Raw genomic sequence first — 15828 nt, 5'->3', positions numbered from 1 at the left:
GGTGCCCGCGACGATAGACCTCGGCCGCCCCGGTTGCCAGCGTCCCGGCCCGGCGCTATCGCGGGCGCAAAGCCACCGGAACGAGGACATCATGGCCGCACCCCACGCAATCCACGAGGAATTCCCCAATGATTCCGACCGCATCCACCAGCTGAAGATATCCGACAGCCGCTTTGCCCGGCTGCTCGAGGAATATGACGAGATCAACGACCAGGTGGCGGCGGCGGAATCGCTGCACACGCCCATGTCCGACGCAGCCGAGACGCAGCTGCGCAAGCAGCGCATGGTGCTGAAGGACGAGATCGCCCGGATGATCGCCACCGCCTGAGGCGGTCTTGCCCCCGCGCGGTGACCCGTGCGGGATCGCAAGCCCGGGCAGGGGCGTTGGGTCAGGATAGACCCTGCGCCCCGAGGCCCCCATGACCACCCCGCCACCCCTGCTCGGCACGCTGGAAACCGCGCTTTACGCCGCGGATCTGGATGAGGCCTGCGAGTTCTGGACCCGGGTGATCGGGCTGGAACTGATCGCCCGCGTTCCCGGTCGCCACGTGTTCTTCCGCACCGCCACTACGCCGCGCCCGCAGGTGCTGCTGGTCTTCGACCCCGGCGCCACCGCGGTCCCGCCCGCGCCGGATGCACGGCTGCCGGTGCCGCCGCACGGGGCCAGCGGCCCGGGCCACGCCTGCCTGGCCGTCGCCCCCGAATCGCTGGACCGCTGGCGCGCGCATCTGCAAGCCAGCGGCATCGCCATCGAGGCCGATTTCCACTGGCCGCAGGGCGGGCGCTCGCTCTATTTCCGCGACCCGGCGGGGAACTCGATCGAGCTGGCCGACCCGGCGATCTGGGCCGGGATGCCGCCGCGGACCGCGGGCCCTGACTGCGCAGGCCGCTGAAAACCCGCGCCGCTCCCCCCTTGAAGCCGCGAGATTCCGCCCCAGATTCACCCTGCCGGAGGGCCCTTGGGCGCCGGCGCAAGACCGCCCGCCCGGTTTTCGGGGGGCATGACGACTCACATCGCTGCAAAGGATGCGACACATGCGCAACATGGACCTGACCCCGCTTTACCGGGCCTCGATCGGCTTTGACCGCATTGCCGATCTGATGGACCGGGCGCTGTCCTCGGACATCTCTGCGACCACCTATCCGCCCTACAACATCGAAAAGACCGGCGAGAATGCCTATCGCATCTCGATCGCCGTGGCCGGGTTCTCGGCCGACGACCTGTCGGTCGAGATGAAGGACGGGGCGGTGATCGTCGCGGCCCGCAAGGCCGAAGAGGATGAGGGCAAGACCTATCTGCACCGCGGCATCGCCACCCGCGCCTTTGAACGCAAGTTCGCGCTGGCCGATCACGTCCGCGTCACCGGCGCCAGCCATGTCGACGGGATGCTGCATATCGAGCTGGTGCGCGAGATCCCCGAGGCGCTGAAGCCGCGCCGGATCGAGATCACGAAAACCGCGCCGCAGACGGTCGAGGCCGAGGAACAGCGCAAGCTGGACGCCTGATCCGGGCACGCGCGACTGACGAGGGGCGGCGGGGAAACCCGCGCGCCCCTTTTTTCACGGGTGCAGCGAAAGGCGCCGCGCGCTAGCCTGCGCGGGTCACTGTCCCGCGGGCTCGGCTACTCTCCGCGGCGCAGCCCCACCCGGCGCCCGACCTGTTTCGGCAGCTCCAGCGCCGCATGGGCGGCGACCGCCGCCGCCAGCCGCTCGCGCAGCGCCGGCGCAAAGGGCGCGGCGCGGCGGGTCGCCAGATCGACGTGCACCACCAGGTTCTCGGTGACCGCGGCCGCCACCCCGTCAGAGGGGCGCCGCAGGGTCTGCACGTAATGCAGCCGCTTGTCGTCATGGGCGATCAGCTGCGTGTCCACCACCACCAGATCGCCCGCGTGCAATTCGCGCAGGTAATGGACCTGCGCCTGCACGGTGAAATAGGACGACCCGGTTTCGGCCGCGACCTGCGCGCCCATGCCCAGCGGCTGCAGCGCCTGTTCGATCGCGCGGTCGAACAGCACATGATACCACGCCATGTTGAGATGGCCGTTGTAGTCGGTCCATTCGGCAAGCACCTCCATCGCGGGCGAGGTGAAGGGGGCGGTCATGGCGTCTCCTTTAGCCTAAAGCTGCCGCCGGGCGCGCAGCGCGGCGCTGATGGTGCCGTCGTCGAGATAGTCGAGCTCGCCCCCGATGGGGACGCCCTGCGCCAGCCGCGTGACGCTTATGCCGGTGTTTTCAAGGGCTTCGGCCAGGTAATGCGCGGTGGTCTGGCCCTCGACCGTGGCATTCAGCGCCAGGATCACCTCGGTGATGCCTTCCTCGCCCAGCCGCGACAGCAGCCGGGGGATGCCCAGCTCATCGGGGCCGATCTCGTCCAGCGCCGACAGCGTGCCGCCCAAGACGTGGTAGCGCCCGCGATAGGCGCGGCCGCGTTCCAGCGCCCACAGGTCGGCCACATCCTCGACCACGCACAGCTCGCCATTGGCGCGGGCGGGGTCGGCGCAGATCGCGCAAAGCTCGGATTCGCCGATATTGCCGCAGCGGACGCATTCGCGGGAATGCTCGGCGACGCTGGCCATCGTTGCTGCCAGCTGCGCCATCTGCCCGGTGCGCCGCCGGATCAGCGCCAGCACCACGCGGCGGGCCGAGCGCGGCCCCAGCCCCGGCAGCCGCGCGAATTGCGCGATCAGCGCCTGGATGTCGTCGCTGCCCTCGGCCACTAGAAGGGCAGCTTCATGCCCGGCGGCAGGCCCATGTCGCCCGCCAGCCGCTGGCCCTCGGACTGCGCCCGGGCCATGGCCTTGTCCTGCGCATCCTTGATCGCGGCCAGGATCAGATCCTCGACCACCTGCTTTTCCGAAGGCACGAAGATCGAGGCGTCGATGTCGATCGCCTGCAGCTCGCCCTTGGCGTTGGCGGTGACCCGCACCAGCCCGGCGCCGGATTCGCCGGTGACGGTCAGGGTTTCGAGGGTCTTCTGGAACTCGTCCACCTTGCCCTGCATCTCGCGGGCGGCGGTCATCATCTTGCCCAGATCGCCGATCCCGGCGAAGGGGTTCTTCATCGTGCTACTCCTCGTCCTCGAAGGGATCCCATTCCTCGACCGCGGCCAGCCCGCCGCCGGCCGTGCCGTGCAGATCCTCGGCCGCGTCCTCGGGCGGGGGCGCGGGGGTCTCGTCCCGGATCGCCTTGATGCGGGCGCCGGGGGCGGCGGCAAGGATGGCGGCGACCACCGGGTGCTGCCGCGCCTCGGCTTCGGCGGCGGCGCGTTCGGCGGCGCGGGTCTCGCTGATGGTCGGCCCGCCGCCCTGATCGACGACCGAGACCGCCCAGCGGGCGCCGCCGGTCCAGCCGCGCAGGCGCTCGCCCAGCCGCTGCGCCAGGTCGCGGGGGGCATCGGGGGTGGGCTGGAACTCGATGCGGCCCGGGGCATAGCGCACCAGCCGCACATGATCCTCGACCTGGGTCAGCAGCACCATGTCGCGCATGCGCCGGATCAGCTCGACCACCGAGGTGAAGTCGGGCCAGTTGGCCAGCGCGTCGGCGGCCAGCTGCGGCTCGGGCGCCAGCGCGATGGCGGCGGCGGTGCCGCCCCCCATCCGCGCAGACTGCGCCATCGGCGGCGGCGCGGCCATGCGCTGGCCGGGGGCCTCATGGGTGGGGGCGGGGGTGCTCGCATGAGTGGGCGCGGGACGCGCGAACTCGCCCGCCGCCTGTCCGGCCTGCACGCGGCGGATCAGCGCCTCGGGGTCGGGCAGGTCGGCGACATGGGTCAGGCGGATGATCGCCATCTCCGCCGCCATCATGGCGTTCGGCGCCGCCGCCACCTCTTCCAGCGCCTTGAGCAGCATCTGCCACAACCGCGTCAGCGCCCGCATCGGCACCCGCCCTGCCATGTCGCGGCCGCGCGCGCGTTCGTCGGGGCCGACGGTGGGGTCGTCGGCGGCCGCGGGGGTGATCTTCACCAGGCTGACCCAATGGGTGATCTCGGTCAGGTCGCGCAGCACCGCCAGCGGGTCGGCGCCCTCGGCATATTGCGCCTGCAGCTCGGCCAGCGCCTCGGCCGCGGCACCGCGCAGGATCATGTCGAACAGGTCGAGCACCCGCCCGCGATCCGCCAGCCCCAGCATGGCGCGCACCTGCGGGGCGGTGGTTTCCCCGGCGCCGTGGCTGATCGCCTGGTCGAGCAGGCTGGTCGCGTCGCGGGCCGAGCCCTCGGCCGCGCGGGTGATCAGCGCCAGCGCGTCGTCGCTGATCTGCGCGCCCTCGGCATCGGCGATCCTGCGCAGCAGCGCGATCATCACCTCGGGCTCGATCCGGCGCAGGTCGAAGCGCTGGCAGCGGCTCAGCACCGTCACCGGAACCTTGCGGATTTCGGTGGTGGCAAAGATGAACTTCACATGCGGCGGCGGCTCTTCCAGCGTCTTGAGCAGCGCGTTGAAGGCGCTGGTCGACAGCATGTGCACTTCGTCGATGATATAGATCTTGTAGCGGGCCGATGCCGCGCGATAGTGAACTGATTCAATGATTTCGCGGATGTCGTTCACGCCGGTTCTGGACGCTGCGTCCATTTCCAGCACGTCGACGTGGCGGCCCTCGGCGATGGCCACGCAATGCTCGCAGACCCCGCAGGGGCTGGTGGTCGGCCCGCCGCTGCCGTCCGGGCCGATGCAGTTCATCCCCTTGGCGATGATCCGCGCGGTGGTGGTCTTTCCGGTGCCGCGGATGCCCGTCATGATGAAGGCCTGCGCGATGCGGTCGGCCGCAAAGGCGTTCTGCAGCGTGCGCACCATCGCGTCCTGCCCGACGAGATCGGCAAAGGTCTCGGGCCGGTATTTCCGGGCGAGCACCTGATAGGCTGGGGTGTCGGTCATATGGGCCTCGTCTGGACCCGGCGAATGTAGGGGCAGGGGCGGGCAAGGGCAACGGGCGCTGCGCGCCCGGCCTCCGGCGGGGATATTTCAGGACAGAAGATATTGGCTTTGCCTCGGGCGGCGGGCAACGTGGCGCCGAATAACAGGGGGGCAGGGCATGGAGCTGGCATTCACGGGCAGCGGGCTGGACCGGGCGGCGGCACGGCGCGGCGACACCGGCTGGCAGGATGGCGCGGTGGTGCTGCCGGTCTGGCGCGGCAAGATCTGCCTTGACGGCGGGCAGCTGGTGCGGCTGGCGCCCGGCCATCCGGCGCTGGCGGGGGCAGGGGCGCCGATGCTGCTGGGTTTCGACGGCGCGCAGGCGGTGGCGGCGCAGGATATTTCCGGGTGGGAGCCCGCGTCGCTGGCCGAAACCACGCTGTTCTTCGACCCGACCGAACAGGTCCACCCGCTGATTCCCGGCGGCCGCTTCGTCGAGCTGCGTGGCGCGATGGCCGGGCTGTCGCCCCTGGACGGCGAGCTTGCGGCCACCGCCCGCGCCCTGCTTCTCTGGCACGCCAGCCACCGCTTCTGCGCCGCCTGCGGCCAGCCGTCAGAGCCCCGCCAGTCCGGCTGGCAGCGCGTCTGCCCCGCCTGCAACACCCCGCATTTCCCGCGCACCGACCCGGTCGTCATCATGCTGGTCGCGTGCGGCGACCGGGTGCTGCTGGGGCGGTCGCACGGCTGGCCCGAGGGGATGCATTCCTGCCTCGCCGGCTTCATCGAGCCGGGCGAGACCATCGAGGCCGCGGTCCGCCGCGAGGTGTTCGAGGAAACCGGGGTCCGGGTCGGCGGGGTGCGCTATGCGGCCTCGCAGCCCTGGCCGTTCCCGGCCTCGCTGATGCTGGGGATGGTGGGCGAGGCGGAAAGCGAGGCGATCACCCTGGACCCGGTCGAGCTTGAGGCCGCGATGTGGCTGGGCCGCGACGAACTGGCGGCGATGATGGCGGGGGTGCATCCGGTGCTGAAGGCCCCGCGCAAGGGCGCGATCGCGCATTGGCTGCTGACGGGCTGGCTGGAAGGGCGGCTGTAGCGGCGGCTTTCCGCGGCATTCGAGCGATTTTCCCGGGCGCGGAAACCGGATGTTAAGATCTGGCCGCTACCCCTGAGCGAAAGCCATGGGGAGACGGATGATGATCGGTTCGGGGATGTGCGAAGCGCTGGCAGTCTGCGGCGGTGCGGCGAATCGGCGGCGACGCCGGCACGCAAAGAGATGGCGCGGGATGGGGTGAGAGACTGGACAGCGACCCAGACGGGGCTCGTTACGGCTGCTTCCTTCCGGACCTGACCGGTTTGGCGAGGCGCCTGCCCGCGCCAGCCTCTCGGGGCCCCAGATAGGGCCGGCGAGCCGGCGATGCAAGCGGCAAGCTGGAACCGGACGCGGGCCCAAGCTGCGTCCTTTCGGCGGCAGCGGAAAACTTGCGTCCTTTCGGGCGCAAGGCTAAGACGCCGGCGCTTTCTGGTTTCGGATGTTAACGATGAAATTTTCCCTTCGCCACGACAGCGACCTCCCTGCCGAGGTGTTGTTCCGCGCGGTCAGCGACTTCGACCGGATCGAACGGATGCTGGCGCGGCGCGGGATCGAGGTGCGCCGCAACCAGCTTGTGGCCCCGGCCGCCGGTGCCGGGTGGAACGTCGGCTTCGATTTGCGCGGCAAGCGACGCGAGCTGCAGCTGGACCTGGCGCAGTTCGACCAGCCCGAGCGAATCGCCATGACCGGCCTGGGCGAGGGGCTGGACATCGCCATCGCCATGACGGTGATCGCGCTGACCCGGGCCAAGTCGCGCGCCATCTTCGAGGTCGAGATCCGGCCGCGCCACATGCGGGCGCGGCTGATGCTGCAGACCGCCAAGCTGGGGAAAAGCCAGCTCGACCGCAAGTTCGCCGACCGCGCCGGCCGCTTTCTGGGCGACCTGACCAGCCAGACCGCTTGACAGCCCGCCCGCCGGCGGCTGCCTCCGGTCAGCGGTCAGCGGTCAGCGGTCAGCGGTCAGCGGTCAGCCGCCGGGGCCTGCAGCGCCCGCAGCGGGTCCGCCGGGTAGACCCCGAGGATCGTCAGGCTCGAGGTGAAATAGCGCAGTTCCTCCAGCGCGCGGGCGACCGGCGGGTCCTCGGGGTGGCCCTCGATGTCGGCGTAGAACTGCGTCGCGGTGAACACCCCGTCCACCATGTAGCTTTCCAGCTTGGTCATGTTGACGCCGTTGGTCGCGAACCCGCCCATCGCCTTGTAAAGCGCGGCCGGGATGTTGCGCACCCGGAACACGAAGCTGGTCAGCATCCGGTCGCGCCCCTCGCGGTCGGGGCGGCGCGAATGGTCGGGGCGGCGCGACATGATCAGAAAGCGGGTGGTGTTGTTCTGCCGGTCCTCGATCTCGTCGGCCAGTCGGTCCAGCCCGTAGATCTCGCCGGCCAGCGGGCTGGCCAGCGCAGCGCGGTGCTTTTCGCCCGCCTGGGCGACCATCAGCGCGCTGCCCGCGGTGTCGGCGCCGGTGACGGTGCGGATGTCGTGGCGGCGCAGGAAGTTGCGGCACTGGCCCAGCAGAACCGTGTGGCTCATCGCCTCGGTGATGTCCTCCAGCCGCGCGCCGGGCACCGCCAGCAGGCTGATGTGGACGCGCACGAAGGTCTCGTCGATGATGTGCAGGCCGGATTCGGGCAGCAGGTGGTGGATGTCCGCCACCCGCCCATAGGTCGAGTTCTCGACCGGCAGCATCGCCAGATCGGCCGCGCCGGATCGGCAGGCCTCGACCGTGTCCTCGAAGGTGGCGCAGGGCAGCGCCTCCATGTCGGGGCGGGCGTGGCGGCAGGCCTCGTGACCATAGGCGCCGGGCTCGCCCTGAAAGGCGATCCTGCCGGTGGCCGGGAAATCTGCGGAAATGGCGGGATCTTGCATGGGGGACCTGTGTGGCATCCGGGGGAAAACGGCGGGACCCACGGGGGGCCGGGCGCGGGCGGGCGGGGCCGGAACGACCGGGCTGCAACAGGGGCCGCCAATCGTCGGACGCCGCCGAACTATACCTTGAACCGCCGAAGTGAAAGCGGATAGATAGCCCCCAGACAAATGCCCGGACCACGAGGAAATGCCCATGTTCAACACGATGACCGTGACCAAGACGGCCGGTGCGCTGATCGGTTCACTGCTGTTTCTGCTTCTGGCATCGTGGTTCGCCTCTTCGCTCTACCACGTCGGTCCCGGCCATGTCGCCGAGGGTGAAGAGGTCCCGCAGGCCTATCGCATCGCCGTCGCCGGCGCCGAGGATGACGCGGACGCCGAAGAGGCCGCCGACGAAGGCCCCGATCTGGCCACGCTGCTGGCCTCGGCCGATACCGCGGCCGGCGAAAAGGCGTTCGGCAAGTGCCGCGCCTGCCACAAGGTCGATGGCAGCAACGGCGTCGGCCCGCATCTGGACGGGGTGGTGAACCGCGACAAGGCCTCGGTCGAGGGCTTCAACTATTCGAACGCCGCGCTGGAACAGGAAGGGGTCTGGGCGCCCGAGAACATCGACGCCTTCATCACCAACCCCAAGGCCTACATGCCGGGCACCAAGATGACCTTTGCCGGGATCAAGAACCCGGTCGAGCGGGCGAACCTGATCGCTTATCTGGAAACCCTGCAGTAACCGCAAGTCCCGCGGCGCCGGCCGGACCGGGCAGGCGGCGGGCGGGGCGGAACGGCAAGTCATCAGGCGCGGGCAGGTCCCGCGCCTTTTTCGTGTCGCCTCGCAGGTCACGACTGCGCCATTCCGGGCCGCGGCCGCGCGCATCCGGCTTGCGAGCGGGCGCCTGCCTGCCTAGCGTCGGGGCGATTGCCCGGCGCCGCGCCGCCGGGGCGCAGGTCGACAGGGGGCAGCTGCATGGTCGCGACACGGGGATTTCTTTCGGCGTTCCGCTGGGGGGTGCTGGCGCTGCTGGGCGGCGCCACCGCGGCGCTGGCGCAGGGCGACACCATCACCGCCCACGGCGTCGGCACCTTTGACGAGCTGCGCCTGCCCGCCGATTTCCCGCATCTGCCCTATGTGAACCCCGACGCGCCCAAGGGCGGCGAGATCAGCGAATGGACCGCCGGCGGCTTCGACAGCTACAACCCCTTCACCATCAAGGGGCGGGCGGCGGCGCTGGCCTCGATCCCGCTGGAAAGCCTGCTGGAAGGCACCGCCGACGAGATCGGCGCCGCCTATTGCCTGCTGTGCGAGACGGTCGAGTACCCGGAAAGCCGCGACTGGGCCATCTTCACGCTGCGCGAGGGGATAAGGTTTTCCGACGGCACGCCCCTGACCTCGGACGACGTGTTGTTTTCCTATGAAACCTTGCGCGACAAGGGGTTGTCGTCGTTTCGTGCGGTGATTTCTCAGATCGTTGCCAGTGCCGAGGTGCTGGACGAGCGCCGCATCCGCTTTACCTTCACCCCGGATTATCCACGCCGCGACGTGATCCAGGCGGCGGGGGGACTGCCGGTGTTCTCGCGCGCGGATTTCGAGAAGAACCAGCGGGATATCGCCGAAAGTTCCAAACAACCTTACATCGGCTCGGGGCCTTATATGTTCGGGGCGGCCGACATGGGCCGCTCGGTCACCTGGGTGCGCAATCCCGATTACTGGGGCGCCGAATTGCCGATCAACCGCGGCCGGCATAATTTCGACCGCATCCGCATCGAATACTTCGGCGACTACGATTCGGCCTTCGAGGCGTTCAAGGCCGGCGAATACACCTTTCGGAACGAGGCCTCCTCGATCCACTGGGCGACGCGCTATGATTTCCCCGCCTTCCGCAACGGCTGGGTAAGGAAAGAGGAACTGCACGACGGCAATATCGCCAACGGCCAGGCCTGGGCGATCAACCTGCGCCGGCCGCAGTTCCAGGACGCACGGGTGCGCGAGGCGATCGGGCTGGCCTTCAACTTCGAATGGTCGAACGCGACGCTGTTCTATGGGCTCTACGAACGGGTGAAAAGCTTCTGGGACAACAGCGAACTGGCCGCCACCGGCCTGCCCGGCGCGGCCGAGTTGGCGCTGCTGGAGCCCTTGCGCACCGAGCTGCCAGAGGCGGTGTTCACCGAACCCGCCGCGCTGCCCCCGGTCAGCGGCGAGCGGCAGCGCGACCGCGGCAACCTGCGCCGCGCCGCCGCGCTGCTGGACGAGGCCGGCTGGACCATCCCCGAGGGCAGCCGCGACGGGCTGCGTCGCAATGAACAGGGACATCCGCTGCGGGTGCAGATCCTCAACGATTCCCAGACCTTCGACCGGGTGATCAACCCCTGGGTGGAAAACCTGCGCGCCATCGGGGTGGATGCCGTCAACGAACGCGTGGACGATGCCCAGCTTGAGGATCGCCGCCGCAACCATGATTTCGACGTGCTGACCGCGCATCTGGGGCAGGACCCGATCCCCGGCTCGGGGTTGCAGCAGTATTTCGGCTCGGGCTCGACCGGGGATGTGTTCAACGCCATGGGGCTGGCCAATCCGGCGGTGGACGCGCTGATCGCGCGGGTGGAATCGGCCACCACGCAGGACGAGCTGACCACCAGCGTCCACGCGCTGGACCGGGTGCTGCGGGCGCTGCATTTCTGGGTGCCGCAGTGGTTCAAGGGCAAGCACACCGTCGCCTATTGGGACCTGTTCGGCCATCCCGACGAACTGCCCCCCTATGCCCTGGGCGAGCTTGATTTCTGGTGGTTCGACGCGGATAAGGCGGAAACGCTGAAGAAAGCCGGGGCGATCCGCTAACCGGCCAGGCACGGGGCGCAGGAACGACCGAATGGGCGCATATCTTCTGCGGCGGCTGCTGCTGATCGTCCCGACGCTGATCGGGATCATGCTGGTCAACTTCACCCTGACGCAATTCGTCCCCGGCGGCCCGATCGAGCAGATCGTGGCCCGTGTGCAGGGTGAAGGCGACGTGTTCCGCAACATCGCCGGCGGCGGCGACGCCGGGCAGGGCGCGGGCGGGACCGAGCGCTATGCCGGCGCGCAAGGCCTGCCGCCCGAGTTCATCGCCGAGCTGGAACGCGAGTTCGGCTTTGACAAGCCGCCGGTGCAGCGCTTCCTGACCATGCTGGGCAACTACCTGCGCTTCGACTTCGGGCAAAGCTGGTTCCGCTCGATCTCGGTGGTGGATCTGGTGATCGAGAAGATGCCGGTCTCGATCACCCTGGGGTTGTGGTCGACGCTGCTGGCCTATCTGATCTCGATCCCGCTGGGCATCCGCAAGGCGGTGCGCGACGGCACCAGCTTCGACACCTGGACCTCGACCGCGATCATCATCGGCTATGCGATCCCGGGGTTCCTGTTCGCGGTGCTGCTGATGGTGCTGTTCGCGGGCGGCAGCTACTGGCAGATCTTCCCGCTGCGCGGCCTGACCAGCGACAATTTCGCCGACCTGAGCCTGTGGGGCAAGGTCAAGGACTATCTGTGGCACATCGCCCTGCCGGTGGCTGCCTCGACCATCTCCAGCTTTGCCACGCTGACCCTGCTGACCAAGAACAGCTTCCTGGACGAGATCAACAAGCAATATGTGATCACCGCCCGCGCCAAGGGTCTGACGGAAGGCCGGGTGCTTTACGGGCATGTGTTCCGCAACGCCATGCTGATCGTGATCGCCGGGTTCCCGTCGCTGTTCCTGGGGGTGTTCTTCGGGAGTTCGATCCTGATCGAGACGATCTTTTCGCTCGACGGCCTCGGCCGGCTGGGGTTCGAGGCCGCGGTGCAGCGCGACTATCCGGTGATCTTCGGCACGCTCTACGTGTTCGGGCTGCTCGGCCTGCTGGTCGGGATCCTGTCGGACCTGACCTATGTGCTGGTCGACCCGCGCATCGACTTTGAAAGCCGCGCCGGATGAAGCTGTCCCCCCTCAACCGCCGCCGCTGGCGCAGCTTCCGCCGCAACCGCCGCGCCTTCTGGTCGCTGCTGCTGTTCTCGGCGCTGTTCGTAATGTCGCTGTTTGCGGAAATCATCGCCAACGACAAGCCCATCGTCGCCAGCTATCGGGGGGAACTGTATTTCCCCGCCTATCGCTTCTACCCCGAAACCACCTTCGGCGGCGATTTCAGGACCGAGGCGAATTATACCGACCCCTCGGTCGAGTGCCTGATCGTCTCGGGCGGGCGCGAGGAGTGCTGGGACGAGCCCGAGGCGACCATCGCCCAGGCCCGAACCGGCTTCGTCGACGGCGAGGAAATCCACCGCGGCTGGACGATCTGGCCGCCGATTCCCTATCACTATCGCACCATCAACAACGTCGGCACCGCGCCCTCGGCCCCCGATGCGGCGCATTGGCTGGGCACCGACGACACCGCCCGCGACGTGGCGGCGCGGGTGATCTACGGCTTCCGCCTGTCGATCCTGTTCACGCTGATCGTGACCCTGGTCGCCTCGGCGCTCGGCATCGCGGCAGGCGCCGTGCAGGGATACTTCGGCGGCCGCACCGATCTGGTGTTCCAGCGGCTGCTGGAAATCTGGGGCTCCACCCCCTCGCTCTACGTCATCATCATCCTGTTCGCGATCCTGGGGCGCAGTTTCTGGCTGCTGGTGTTCGTGTCGATCCTGTTCGGCTGGCCGGCGCTGGTGGGGGTGGTGCGGGCCGAGTTCCTGCGCGCCCGCAACTTCGAATATGTCCGCGCTGCCCGCGCGCTGGGGGTGCGCGACCGCACCATCATGTTCCGCCACATCCTGCCCAACGCGATGGTGGCCACGCTGACCATGCTGCCGTTCGTGGTCACCGGCACCATCTCCAGCCTCGCCGCGCTCGACTATCTGGGCTACGGGCTGCCGGCCTCGGCCCCCTCGCTCGGCGAACTGGCGCTGCAGGCGAAACAGAACCTGCAGGCACCGTGGCTGGGCTTTGCCGCCTTCTTCACCTTTGCCATCATGCTGTCGCTGCTGGTGTTCATCTTCGAAGGCATCCGCGACGCCTTCGACCCCCGAAAGACCTTCAGATGAGCGATAACCGCAGCGCCCCTGGTTTCGGGCGGTCCGAAAATATCCTCGGGGGTCCGGGGGCAGACAGCCCCCGGTCCGAGGCTGCCGCAAGCCCGGTGCTCGACGTCCGCGACCTGCGCGTGGGTTTCCGCAGCGAGGGCCGGCTGATCCCCGCCGTCAACGGCGTCAGCTTCACCGTCGGGCGCGGCGAAACCGTGGCGCTGGTCGGCGAATCCGGCTCGGGCAAGTCGGTCACCGCGCTCTCGACCGTGCAGCTTCTGGGCCCCGCAGCGCAGATTCAGGGCAGCGTGCTCTATCGCGGCGCGCAGATGGTCGGCGCCCCGGAATCGAAACTGCGGGCGGTGCGCGGCAACGACATCAGCTTCATCTTTCAGGAACCGATGACCTCGCTCAACCCGCTGCATACGCTGGAAAAGCAGCTCGCGGAGAGCCTGGCGCTGCATCAGGGGCTGCGCGGCGCCGCCGCCCGCGCGCGCATCGTGGAACTGCTGACCCGCGTCGGCATCCGCGACCCCGAAACCCGGCTGGCGGATTATCCGCACCAGCTGTCGGGCGGGCAGCGGCAGCGGGTGATGATCGCCATGGCGCTGGCCAACGGCCCCGAGCTGCTGGTCGCGGACGAGCCCACCACCGCGCTGGACGTGACCATCCAGGCGCAGATCCTCGACCTGCTGGCGACGCTGAAACGCGACGAAGGGCTGTCGATGCTGTTCATCAGCCACGACCTCGGCATCGTGCGCCGCATCGCGGACCGGGTCTGCGTGATGCAGGGCGGCGAGATCGTGGAACAGGGCCCGGCCGAGCGCATCTTTGCCGCGCCCGAGCACCCCTATACCCGCAAGCTGCTGGCCGCCGAGCCCAAGGGCATCGCCGAGCCCATCGACCCCTCCGCCCCGGAAATCGTCGCAACCGAGGACCTCAAGGTCTGGTTCCCGATCCGCCGCGGCTTCCTGCGCCGCACCATCGGCCACGTCAAGGCGGTGAACGGGGCCAGCCTGTCGGTGCGCGCCGGCGAAACCCTTGGCATCGTGGGGGAATCCGGTTCCGGCAAGACCACGCTGGCGCTGGCCGTCATGCGGCTGATCGAAAGCCGCGGCCGCATAATTTACCTCGGCCGCGACATCGCGGGGGTCGAGGGGCGCGCGCTGCGCCGCCTGCGCCGCGACATGCAGATCGTGTTCCAGGACCCCTACGGCAGCCTGTCGCCGCGCATGACCGTGGGCCAGATCATCGCCGAGGGGCTGGGCGTCCACGGCACCGAGCCCGGCCGCGACCGCCGCCAGATGGTGGCCGAGATCATGGAGGAGGTCGGGCTCGACCCCGCCAGCATGAACCGTTATCCGCACGAGTTTTCCGGCGGCCAGCGCCAGCGCATCGCCATCGCCCGCGCCATGATCCTGCGCCCGAAAATGGTGGTGCTGGACGAACCGACCAGTGCGCTGGACATGACCGTGCAGGTGCAGATCGTCGAACTGCTGCGCGGGTTGCAGCGCCGCCACGGGCTCGCCTTCCTGTTCATCAGCCATGATTTGCGGGTGGTGCGCGCGATGAGCCACCAGATTCTGGTGATGCGCGCGGGCGAGGTGGTGGAACAGGGCACCACCGCGCAGGTCTTCGACGCGCCGCGCGAGGATTATACCCGAGAGCTGATCGCCGCCGCCTTCCGCGACCACCGCGGCGGTGCCGGTGCAACCGCAGCCCCCGCGGGCGGATGAAGATCCTCTTCGTCCACCAGAACTTCCCCGGCCAGTTCCCGCATCTGGCCCCGGCGCTGGCGGCGCGGGGGCATCAGGTGCTGGCCCTGACCGATGCCAGAAACGAGCGCCCGTCGCCGGTCCGGGTGGTGAAATACGCCAGCCCCGCGCCGGTCCCGGGCGGGCATCCGCTGGGCCGCGCCTATTCCGACATGGCGCAGCGGGGCTGGCAGGCGGCGCGTGCCGCGCGCGCCCTGCGCGACCGCCACGGCTACAGCCCCGATGTGATCCTCGGCCATTCCGGCTGGGGCGAGACGCTGTTCCTGCGCGAGATCTGGCCCGACGCAAAGCTGCTGGTCTATGCCGAGCTGATGTATCGCACCCGCGGCCAGGACGTGGGTTTCGACCCCGAGATTGCCCCCGACAGCGACCAGGCGCGGGTGCGCACCGTCGCGCGCTCGGCGCATCTGATCCAGGGGCTGGTGCAGGCCGACGCCGGGCTGACGCCGACCCGCTATCAGGCCGACAGTTTTCCGCCCGAGCTGCGCGCCAAGCTGACCGTGATCCACGACGGCATCGACACCGCCCGGGTCCGCCCCGACCCCGCCGCCACCCTGACCCTTCCGGACGGGCAGCTGCTGCGGGCGGGGGACGAGGTGCTGTCCTATGTCTCGCGCTCGCTGGAGCCTTACCGCGGGTTTCACATGCTGATGCGGGCGCTGCCCCGGGTGCTGGCCGAGCGCCCGCGCGCGCAGGCGGTGCTGATCGGGGCCGAGGGCACCAGCTACGGCGGCAAGCCCCGCGATGCCGCCAGCTGGAAACAGAAGCTGCTGGCCGAGCTGGGCGACCGCCTGCCGCCCGGCCGCGTGCATTTCCTGGGCCGGGTGGCTTACGCGGATTACCTGTCGCTGCTGCAGCTGGCGCGGGTGCATTGCTACCTGACCTTTCCCTTCGTGCTCAGCTGGTCGCTGACCGAGGCGATGGCGGCGGGGGCCCAGATCGTCGCCTCGGACACCGAGCCGGTGCGCGAGCTGATCCGCGACGGCGAACAGGGGCGGCTGGTGCCCTTCCACGACCGCGAGGCGCTGGAGGCGGCGCTGATCCGCGCGCTGAGCGGCGACCCCGAGGCCGCCCGGCTGGGGACGGCGGCGCGGCGGGCGATCCTCGACGGCTACGACCTGCACCGCCACAGCCTGCCGCGGCAGATCGCGTGGGTGGAGGGCTTCGGCTAGCTTCGGGGCAGGGCTCGGCCCCTCGCGCCTGCGGCGCTCACCCCGGGATATTTGGATG

At 69.3% G+C, this 15828-nt stretch carries 16 protein-coding genes and 1 other RNA gene; 11 read left to right on the top strand and 6 right to left on the bottom strand.

Features of this window, described 5'->3' with window-relative positions; genetic code table 11:
- Window positions 1-91: 91 nt before the first annotated feature.
- From RSP45_RS02595 to RSP45_RS02585, 3 genes are all read left to right on the top strand, one after another.
- The gene (locus RSP45_RS02595; protein WP_303730646.1) at window positions 92-328 is read left to right on the top strand and encodes a YdcH family protein; all 237 of its coding nucleotides are present in this window, start codon (window positions 92-94) and stop codon (window positions 326-328) included.
- A gap of 91 nt (window positions 329-419) precedes the next feature.
- Window positions 420-893, top strand: coding sequence for a VOC family protein (locus tag RSP45_RS02590; protein WP_415393120.1), 474 nt, complete (start codon window positions 420-422; stop codon window positions 891-893).
- 142 nt (window positions 894-1035) lie between these two features.
- Window positions 1036-1506: an Hsp20 family protein gene (locus RSP45_RS02585; RefSeq protein ID WP_415393119.1), complete on the top strand. Its 471-nt coding sequence runs from the start codon at window positions 1036-1038 to the stop codon at window positions 1504-1506.
- A gap of 116 nt (window positions 1507-1622) precedes the next feature.
- Here RSP45_RS02585 and RSP45_RS02580 read toward each other — a convergent pair whose 3' ends face one another.
- Genes RSP45_RS02580 through RSP45_RS02565 form a run of 4 tightly spaced genes read right to left on the bottom strand, consistent with a single transcriptional unit; the run spans window position 1623 to window position 4871 of the window.
- The gene (locus RSP45_RS02580; RefSeq protein WP_415393118.1) at window positions 1623-2102 is read right to left on the bottom strand and encodes an acyl-CoA thioesterase; all 480 of its coding nucleotides are present in this window, start codon (window positions 2100-2102) and stop codon (window positions 1623-1625) included.
- 15 nt (window positions 2103-2117) lie between these two features.
- The gene (gene recR / locus RSP45_RS02575) at window positions 2118-2717 is read right to left on the bottom strand and encodes a recombination mediator RecR (protein ID WP_415393117.1); all 600 of its coding nucleotides are present in this window, start codon (window positions 2715-2717) and stop codon (window positions 2118-2120) included.
- Window positions 2717-3061: a YbaB/EbfC family nucleoid-associated protein gene (locus RSP45_RS02570; protein WP_073066114.1), complete on the bottom strand. Its 345-nt coding sequence runs from the start codon at window positions 3059-3061 to the stop codon at window positions 2717-2719. The genes recR and RSP45_RS02570 overlap by 1 nt, the downstream gene beginning before the upstream one ends.
- Before the next feature lie 4 nt (window positions 3062-3065).
- Window positions 3066-4871: a DNA polymerase III subunit gamma/tau gene (locus RSP45_RS02565; protein ID WP_415393116.1), complete on the bottom strand. Its 1806-nt coding sequence runs from the start codon at window positions 4869-4871 to the stop codon at window positions 3066-3068.
- A 157-nt stretch (window positions 4872-5028) separates the two neighbouring features.
- On the opposite strand from RSP45_RS02565, the gene nudC reads away from it, so the two are divergent.
- Window positions 5029-5943: an NAD(+) diphosphatase gene (gene nudC / locus RSP45_RS02560; protein ID WP_415393115.1), complete on the top strand. Its 915-nt coding sequence runs from the start codon at window positions 5029-5031 to the stop codon at window positions 5941-5943.
- A 193-nt stretch (window positions 5944-6136) separates the two neighbouring features.
- Here nudC and ffs read toward each other — a convergent pair.
- Window positions 6137-6235, bottom strand: an RNA gene (gene ffs, locus RSP45_RS02555) — signal recognition particle sRNA small type.
- Window positions 6236-6388: 153 nt separating this feature from the next.
- Between ffs and RSP45_RS02550 the strand changes: the two genes are divergently transcribed.
- Window positions 6389-6844, top strand: a complete 456-nt coding sequence (locus RSP45_RS02550) for a hypothetical protein (protein WP_415393114.1) — start codon at window positions 6389-6391, stop codon at window positions 6842-6844.
- A gap of 56 nt (window positions 6845-6900) precedes the next feature.
- On the opposite strand, the gene RSP45_RS02545 is transcribed toward RSP45_RS02550, so the two are convergent.
- Entirely contained in the window at window positions 6901-7803 is a 903-nt protein-coding gene (locus RSP45_RS02545) for a prephenate dehydratase (protein WP_415393113.1), read from the bottom strand.
- A 193-nt stretch (window positions 7804-7996) separates the two neighbouring features.
- On the opposite strand from RSP45_RS02545, the gene RSP45_RS02540 reads away from it, so the two are divergent.
- The 6 genes from RSP45_RS02540 (at window position 7997) to RSP45_RS02515 (ending at window position 15770) form a co-directional block, all read left to right on the top strand.
- Window positions 7997-8530 carry a c-type cytochrome gene (locus RSP45_RS02540; RefSeq protein ID WP_415393112.1) on the top strand — a complete coding sequence of 178 codons (534 nt, stop codon included), beginning with the start codon at window positions 7997-7999 and terminating at the stop codon, window positions 8528-8530.
- A 234-nt stretch (window positions 8531-8764) separates the two neighbouring features.
- The gene (locus RSP45_RS02535) at window positions 8765-10633 is read left to right on the top strand and encodes an extracellular solute-binding protein (protein ID WP_415393111.1); all 1869 of its coding nucleotides are present in this window, start codon (window positions 8765-8767) and stop codon (window positions 10631-10633) included.
- 31 nt (window positions 10634-10664) lie between these two features.
- The gene (locus RSP45_RS02530; protein WP_415393110.1) at window positions 10665-11744 is read left to right on the top strand and encodes a microcin C ABC transporter permease YejB; all 1080 of its coding nucleotides are present in this window, start codon (window positions 10665-10667) and stop codon (window positions 11742-11744) included.
- The gene (locus RSP45_RS02525) at window positions 11741-12844 is read left to right on the top strand and encodes an ABC transporter permease (RefSeq protein ID WP_415393109.1); all 1104 of its coding nucleotides are present in this window, start codon (window positions 11741-11743) and stop codon (window positions 12842-12844) included. Before RSP45_RS02530 ends, RSP45_RS02525 begins: the two co-directional genes overlap by 4 nt.
- A complete protein-coding gene (locus RSP45_RS02520; protein WP_415393108.1) occupies window positions 12841-14559 on the top strand; it encodes an ABC transporter ATP-binding protein in 1719 nt (572 codons plus the stop codon). Before RSP45_RS02525 ends, RSP45_RS02520 begins: the two co-directional genes overlap by 4 nt.
- Window positions 14556-15770: a glycosyltransferase gene (locus RSP45_RS02515; RefSeq protein WP_415393107.1), complete on the top strand. Its 1215-nt coding sequence runs from the start codon at window positions 14556-14558 to the stop codon at window positions 15768-15770. Before RSP45_RS02520 ends, RSP45_RS02515 begins: the two co-directional genes overlap by 4 nt.
- Window positions 15771-15828 lie beyond the last annotated feature (58 nt).

It is taken from the genome of Paracoccus sp. SJTW-4 (genome assembly GCF_047716885.1).
GTDB lineage: Bacteria > Pseudomonadota > Alphaproteobacteria > Rhodobacterales > Rhodobacteraceae > Paracoccus > Paracoccus solventivorans.
This window is presented reverse-complemented; position numbering and strand designations above follow the sequence as displayed.

What these genes read in the sequence shown, in the direction of transcription:
- RSP45_RS02515 (WP_415393107.1), top strand. Translation starts at nt 14,556, where the DNA reads ATGAAGATCCTCTTCGTCCACCAGAACTTCCCCGGCCAGTTCCCGCAT.
- RSP45_RS02525 (WP_415393109.1), top strand. Translation starts at nt 11,741, where the DNA reads ATGAAGCTGTCCCCCCTCAACCGCCGCCGCTGGCGCAGCTTCCGCCGC.
- RSP45_RS02580 (WP_415393118.1), bottom strand. Translation starts at nt 2,102, where the DNA reads ATGACCGCCCCCTTCACCTCGCCCGCGATGGAGGTGCTTGCCGAATGG.
- nudC (WP_415393115.1), top strand. Translation starts at nt 5,029, where the DNA reads ATGGAGCTGGCATTCACGGGCAGCGGGCTGGACCGGGCGGCGGCACGG.
- RSP45_RS02595 (WP_303730646.1), top strand. Translation starts at nt 92, where the DNA reads ATGGCCGCACCCCACGCAATCCACGAGGAATTCCCCAATGATTCCGAC.
- RSP45_RS02545 (WP_415393113.1), bottom strand. Translation starts at nt 7,803, where the DNA reads ATGCAAGATCCCGCCATTTCCGCAGATTTCCCGGCCACCGGCAGGATC.
- RSP45_RS02540 (WP_415393112.1), top strand. Translation starts at nt 7,997, where the DNA reads ATGTTCAACACGATGACCGTGACCAAGACGGCCGGTGCGCTGATCGGT.
- RSP45_RS02590 (WP_415393120.1), top strand. Translation starts at nt 420, where the DNA reads ATGACCACCCCGCCACCCCTGCTCGGCACGCTGGAAACCGCGCTTTAC.
- RSP45_RS02585 (WP_415393119.1), top strand. Translation starts at nt 1,036, where the DNA reads ATGCGCAACATGGACCTGACCCCGCTTTACCGGGCCTCGATCGGCTTT.
- RSP45_RS02535 (WP_415393111.1), top strand. Translation starts at nt 8,765, where the DNA reads ATGGTCGCGACACGGGGATTTCTTTCGGCGTTCCGCTGGGGGGTGCTG.
- RSP45_RS02530 (WP_415393110.1), top strand. Translation starts at nt 10,665, where the DNA reads ATGGGCGCATATCTTCTGCGGCGGCTGCTGCTGATCGTCCCGACGCTG.
- RSP45_RS02565 (WP_415393116.1), bottom strand. Translation starts at nt 4,871, where the DNA reads ATGACCGACACCCCAGCCTATCAGGTGCTCGCCCGGAAATACCGGCCC.
- RSP45_RS02550 (WP_415393114.1), top strand. Translation starts at nt 6,389, where the DNA reads ATGAAATTTTCCCTTCGCCACGACAGCGACCTCCCTGCCGAGGTGTTG.
- RSP45_RS02520 (WP_415393108.1), top strand. Translation starts at nt 12,841, where the DNA reads ATGAGCGATAACCGCAGCGCCCCTGGTTTCGGGCGGTCCGAAAATATC.
- RSP45_RS02570 (WP_073066114.1), bottom strand. Translation starts at nt 3,061, where the DNA reads ATGAAGAACCCCTTCGCCGGGATCGGCGATCTGGGCAAGATGATGACC.